3 protein-coding genes and 2 rRNA genes are annotated in these 6128 nt (G+C 51.6%); 1 reads left to right on the plus strand and 4 read right to left on the minus strand.

Features of this window, described 5'->3' with window-relative positions:
- Positions 1 to 25: 25 nt before the first annotated feature.
- Both aceB and metA read right to left on the minus strand, forming a co-directional pair.
- On the minus strand, positions 26 to 1627 hold the full coding sequence (gene aceB, locus WC5_RS16255) for a malate synthase A (protein WP_000138923.1): 1602 nt from the start codon (positions 1625 to 1627) through the stop codon (positions 26 to 28).
- Between the two features lie 268 nt (positions 1628 to 1895).
- On the minus strand, positions 1896 to 2825 hold the full coding sequence (gene metA / locus WC5_RS16250) for a homoserine O-acetyltransferase MetA (RefSeq protein WP_001122790.1): 930 nt from the start codon (positions 2823 to 2825) through the stop codon (positions 1896 to 1898).
- 156 nt (positions 2826 to 2981) lie between these two features.
- On the opposite strand from metA, the gene WC5_RS16245 reads away from it, so the two are divergent.
- Positions 2982 to 3425 carry an acetyltransferase gene (locus WC5_RS16245; RefSeq protein ID WP_000236992.1) on the plus strand — a complete coding sequence of 148 codons (444 nt, stop codon included), beginning with the start codon at positions 2982 to 2984 and terminating at the stop codon, positions 3423 to 3425.
- 125 nt (positions 3426 to 3550) lie between these two features.
- Here WC5_RS16245 and rrf read toward each other — a convergent pair.
- Positions 3551 to 3666: ribosomal RNA gene (gene rrf / locus WC5_RS16240) — 5S ribosomal RNA — on the minus strand.
- Between the two features lie 100 nt (positions 3667 to 3766).
- Positions 3767 to 6128: ribosomal RNA gene (locus tag WC5_RS23650) — 23S ribosomal RNA — on the minus strand.

Raw genomic sequence — 6128 nt, forward strand, 5'->3', positions numbered from 1 at the left:
AGATGCTCCATAGTTATGTGGTGGTTTACGCTAACAGGCGGTAGCCTGGCAGGGTCAGGAAATCAATTAGTTCATCGGATGTGGTGATCTGTTCCATCAGGCGTGCGGCGTCGTCAAAACGCCCCTGGGAGAAACGTTCTTCGCCCAGTTCGCTGGCAATGACTTTCATCTCTTCGCCCAGCATCTGACGGAACAAGGCTTTGGTCACCGGTTTGCCATTACTCAACGTTTTTTGATGATGGATCCACTGCCAGATGGAGGTACGGGAAATTTCAGCCGTCGCCGCATCTTCCATCAGGCCATAAATCGGCACACAACCGTTGCCAGAGATCCACGCTTCGATGTACTGCACAGCCACGCGAATGTTGGCGCGCATACCTTCTTCGGTGCGTTCACCGTCACAAGGTGCCAGCAGCTGATCGGCAGTAATCGGCGCGTCTTGTTCGCGCATCACCTCAAGCTGATTTTTACGGGAACCGAGGATGTCGTTGAAAACCGCCATTGCCGTGTCAGCAAGGCCAGGATGGGCGATCCATGTGCCATCGTGACCGTTATTGGCTTCCAGCGATTTATCCGCTTTCACTTTGTTGAGCACCTGGTTATTGCGCTCTTCATCTTTGCTCGGAATAAACGCCGCCATGCCGCCCATCGCAAATGCGCCGCGTTTATGGCAGGTTTTGATTAACAGGCGTGAGTAGGCATTAAGGAACGGTTTGTCCATTGTCACAGCCTGGCGGTCTGGCAGGACACGGTCGGGATAATTTTTCAACGTTTTGATATAGCTGAAGATATAATCCCAGCGACCGCAGTTCAGACCAACAATATGGTCGCGCAACGCGTGAAGGATTTCGTCCATCTGGAACACAGCGGGCAGCGTTTCGATCAGCAACGTCGCCTTGATAGTGCCGCGCGGCAGATTAAAGCGATCTTCGGCATAGCTGAAAACTTCGCTCCACCATGCTGCTTCCTGCCAGGACTGGGTTTTCGGCAGATAGAAATAAGGGCCGCTGCCTTTTGCCAATAGGGCCTGGTAGTTGTGGAAAAAGTAGAGTGCAAAATCAAACAGGCTGCCAGGGATGGCTTCACCGCGCCAGGTGACATGTTTTTCCGGCAAGTGCAGACCGCGTACCCGACAAATCAAAACCGCCGGATTGGGTTTGAGTTGATAAATTTTGCCGGCTTCGTTGGTGTAACTGATGGTGCCGTTAACCGCATCGCGCAGATTAATTTGCCCGTCGATCACTTTGTTCCAGCCCGGAGCCAGTGAATCCTCAAAGTCAGCCATAAAGACTTTCACATTGGCGTTGAGCGCGTTGATCACCATCTTGCGCTCAACCGGCCCGGTAATCTCTACGCGGCGATCTTCTAAGTCCGCAGGAATCCCGCGAATTTTCCAATTGCCATCACGAATGGAAGCTGTTTCCGAAATAAAATCAGGCAACGTTCCGTTATCAATATCCTGCTGTTGCTGAATGCGCGCTGCCAGAAGTTTATTGCGTTGTGGCGTAAAATGCGTCACCAGTTCAGTCAGAAATTCTACCGCTTCGGCAGTAAGAATTTGCTTCTCCTGCTCGCCATACGGCCTTGTGAAAACCAGTTCATCGGTTGTTGTTGCCTGTTCAGTCATCGTGCAGCTCCTCGTCATGGATCCGAAAACTTCCCCACTGTGAACGAAGGATCGTTGTGCGCTTTTCGTTCAGCACAACTAAGACTACTCATTTAAAATGCAAAATCAAAAACAATTTCCATTTTTAATTTAAATTTAATTTAACTTATTGATAACAATGTGGATAAAATTTATTCACCTGTTGAGGTGTGTTTCGGAAATAAAAAAGGCACCCGAAGGTGCCTGATTCAAGGTGCTGAAACGCTTAACGATCCTTTGCCGCAGACGATTAATCCAGCGTTGGATTCATATGGCGTAGATCGTATGGAGTGATCTGATAGACGTAATAGTTGAGCCAGTTGGTAAATAGCAAGTTGCCGTGGCTGCGCCAGCTCGCTCGCGGTTTGTTTTGCGGATCGTTGTGCGGGAAATAGTTATACGGTACATCCGGGTTTAGCCCGGCTTCAACATCACGGAAATATTCCTGCGCCAGCGTTTGCGCATCGTATTCCGGATGCCCCGTTACAAAGGCAATACGCTTATCTTTGCTGGCAAACAGATATGCGTCCCCTTCTTCTGTCTCTGCCAGAATTTCCAGATCTGTGTAATCACGAATCAACGCTGCCGGAAAGTCAGCATAGCGCGAATGCGGTGCCAGGAATGAATCATCAAAGCCACGCGTCAGAAGCGCATGAGGATGGAGAATGTGATGCTCGTAAACGCCAGAGAGTTTGTCCGTGCGGGTTTGCTTAGGAATGCCGTAAAGAATATTGAGTGCGGCCTGAACCGCCCAACAGACAAACAGCGTTGAGGTGACGTGATCTTTCGACCACTCCAGCACCTGTTTGATTTGTGGCCAGTAAGCGACGTCATTAAACTCCACCAGACCCAGTGGCGCGCCAGTTACAATCAGACCATCGAAGTTCTGCTCCTGAATGTCTTCAAAGTTGCAGTAGAAGTTGTTCAGATGCTCTGCGGGCGTGTTGCGCGATTCGCGGGAATCGATGCGCAACAGCTGAATATCGACCTGCAAAGGCGAGTTTGAAAGCAGACGCAGAAACTGATTTTCAGTTTCAATCTTCTTCGGCATCAGGTTAAGGATCAGAACCTTAAGCGGACGAATTTCCTGACCAGACGCGCGAGAAGTTGTCATCACAAAGACGTTTTCTTCACGCAAGAAATTGACGGCGGGCAGCTCGTCCGGCACACGAATCGGCATAACCTGATTACCTCTTTACATACGCTTATACGTTTAGACATCCAGATAGCTGAAGATAACCAGAAAATTTGCCAATGTCGAGCCTGCATGTCGAAGGTGAGAAAGTTTCAAGGAAAAGATTGCGTTAGGATATAAGCACCAATAAAAGGAGAGAAAATGGTTATTAGTATTCGCCGCTCACGGCATGAGGAAGGGGAAGAGTTGGTTGCGATTTGGTGTCGTTCTGTCGATGCCACCCATGATTTTTTATCAGCAGAGTATCGGGCTGAACTGGAAGAGCTGGTACGTTCGTTTCTGCCGGAAGCGCCATTGTGGGTCGCGGTTAATGAGCGGGATCGGCCGGTTGGGTTTATGTTGCTAAGCGGGCAGCATATGGATGCGCTGTTTATCGATCCTTATGTGCGTGGCGCTGGCGTGGGTCGAATGCTGGTGAAACATGCGCTCTCAATGGCACCGGAACTGACAACCAACGTTAATGAGCAAAATACGCAGGCGGTTGGGTTCTATAAGAAGATGGGGTTTAAGGTTACAGGACGCTCTGAGGTGGACGATTTGGGGAAACCGTATCCGTTGCTGAATCTGGCGTATGTGGGGGAATAATGCGCTGTTGCCCCCTACCGTAACCCTGCGTAGGACGGATAAGATGCCCAAGCGTCGCATCCGGCATTCTTTCTGCAGCAACGCAAAAAGGCCATCCTTCCGGATGGCCTTTCGCTTTATCTGATGCCTGGCAGTTCCCTACTCTCGCATGGGGAGACCCCACACTACCATCGGCGCTACGGCGTTTCACTTCTGAGTTCGGCATGGGGTCAGGTGGGACCACCGCGCTACGGCCGCCAGGCAAATTCTGTTTTATCAACACGTCCTCTTCTGACCTGTCGATTTAATCTGTATCAGGCTGAAAATCTTCTCTCAATCCGCCAAAACACCTTCGGCGTTGTAAGGTTAAGCCTCACGGTTCATTAGTACCGGTTAGCTCAACGCATCGCTGCGCTTACACACCCGGCCTATCAACGTCGTCGTCTTCAACGTTCCTTCAGGACTCTCAAGGAGTCAGGGAGAACTCATCTCGGGGCAAGTTTCGTGCTTAGATGCTTTCAGCACTTATCTCTTCCGCATTTAGCTACCGGGCAGTGCCATTGGCATGACAACCCGAACACCAGTGATGCGTCCACTCCGGTCCTCTCGTACTAGGAGCAGCCCCCCTCAGTTCTCCAGCGCCCACGGCAGATAGGGACCGAACTGTCTCACGACGTTCTAAACCCAGCTCGCGTACCACTTTAAATGGCGAACAGCCATACCCTTGGGACCTACTTCAGCCCCAGGATGTGATGAGCCGACATCGAGGTGCCAAACACCGCCGTCGATATGAACTCTTGGGCGGTATCAGCCTGTTATCCCCGGAGTACCTTTTATCCGTTGAGCGATGGCCCTTCCATTCAGAACCACCGGATCACTATGACCTGCTTTCGCACCTGCTCGCGCCGTCACGCTCGCAGTCAAGCTGGCTTATGCCATTGCACTAACCTCCTGATGTCCGACCAGGATTAGCCAACCTTCGTGCTCCTCCGTTACTCTTTAGGAGGAGACCGCCCCAGTCAAACTACCCACCAGACACTGTCCGCAACCCGGATCACGGGTCCACGTTAGAACATCAAACATTAAAGGGTGGTATTTCAAGGTCGGCTCCACGCAGACTGGCGTCCACGCTTCAAAGCCTCCCACCTATCCTACACATCAAGGCTCAATGTTCAGTGTCAAGCTATAGTAAAGGTTCACGGGGTCTTTCCGTCTTGCCGCGGGTACACTGCATCTTCACAGCGAGTTCAATTTCACTGAGTCTCGGGTGGAGACAGCCTGGCCATCATTACGCCATTCGTGCAGGTCGGAACTTACCCGACAAGGAATTTCGCTACCTTAGGACCGTTATAGTTACGGCCGCCGTTTACCGGGGCTTCGATCAAGAGCTTCGCCTTGCGGCTGACCCCATCAATTAACCTTCCGGCACCGGGCAGGCGTCACACCGTATACGTCCACTTTCGTGTTTGCACAGTGCTGTGTTTTTAATAAACAGTTGCAGCCAGCTGGTATCTTCGACTGATTTCAGCTCCACGGGTAAACCGCTTCACCTACGCATCAGCGTGCCTTCTCCCGAAGTTACGGCACCATTTTGCCTAGTTCCTTCACCCGAGTTCTCTCAAGCGCCTTGGTATTCTCTACCTGACCACCTGTGTCGGTTTGGGGTACGATTTGATGTTACCTGATGCTTAGAGGCTTTTCCTGGAAGCAGGGCATTTGTTGCTTCAGCACCGTAGTGCCTCGTCATCACGCCTCAGCCTTGATTTTCCGGATTTGCCTGGAAAACCAGCCTACACGCTTAAACCGGGACAACCGTCGCCCGGCCAACATAGCCTTCTCCGTCCCCCCTTCGCAGTAACACCAAGTACAGGAATATTAACCTGTTTCCCATCGACTACGCCTTTCGGCCTCGCCTTAGGGGTCGACTCACCCTGCCCCGATTAACGTTGGACAGGAACCCTTGGTCTTCCGGCGAGCGGGCTTTTCACCCGCTTTATCGTTACTTATGTCAGCATTCGCACTTCTGATACCTCCAGCAACCCTCACAGGCCACCTTCACAGGCTTACAGAACGCTCCCCTACCCAACAACGCATAAGCGTCGCTGCCGCAGCTTCGGTGCATGGTTTAGCCCCGTTACATCTTCCGCGCAGGCCGACTCGACCAGTGAGCTATTACGCTTTCTTTAAATGATGGCTGCTTCTAAGCCAACATCCTGGCTGTCTGGGCCTTCCCACATCGTTTCCCACTTAACCATGACTTTGGGACCTTAGCTGGCGGTCTGGGTTGTTTCCCTCTTCACGACGGACGTTAGCCCCCGCCGTGTGTCTCCCGTGATAACATTCTCCGGTATTCGCAGTTTGCATCGGGTTGGTAAGTCGGGATGACCCCCTTGCCGAAACAGTGCTCTACCCCCGGAGATGAGTTCACGAGGCGCTACCTAAATAGCTTTCGGGGAGAACCAGCTATCTCCCGGTTTGATTGGCCTTTCCCCCCCAGCCACAAGTCATCCGCTAATTTTTCAACATTAGTCGGTTCGGTCCTCCAGTTAGTGTTACCCAACCTTCAACCTGCCCATGGCTAGATCACCGGGTTTCGGGTCTATACCCTGCAACTTAACGCCCAGTTAAGACTCGGTTTCCCTTCGGCTCCCCTATTCGGTTAACCTTGCTACAGAATATAAGTCGCTGACCCATTATACAAAAGGTACGCAGTCACCCCATAAA

The sequence above is a fragment of the Escherichia sp. KTE114 genome (genome assembly GCF_000407765.1).
Taxonomy (GTDB): Bacteria; Pseudomonadota; Gammaproteobacteria; order Enterobacterales; family Enterobacteriaceae; genus Escherichia; species Escherichia ruysiae.

Bases quoted from the DNA above. Each gene is read 5' to 3' on its own strand.
- aceB (WP_000138923.1), bottom strand. From the start codon at position 1,627: ATGACTGAACAGGCAACAACAACCGATGAACTGGTTTTCACAAGGCCG.
- metA (WP_001122790.1), bottom strand. From the start codon at position 2,825: ATGCCGATTCGTGTGCCGGACGAGCTGCCCGCCGTCAATTTCTTGCGT.
- WC5_RS16245 (WP_000236992.1), top strand. From the start codon at position 2,982: ATGGTTATTAGTATTCGCCGCTCACGGCATGAGGAAGGGGAAGAGTTG.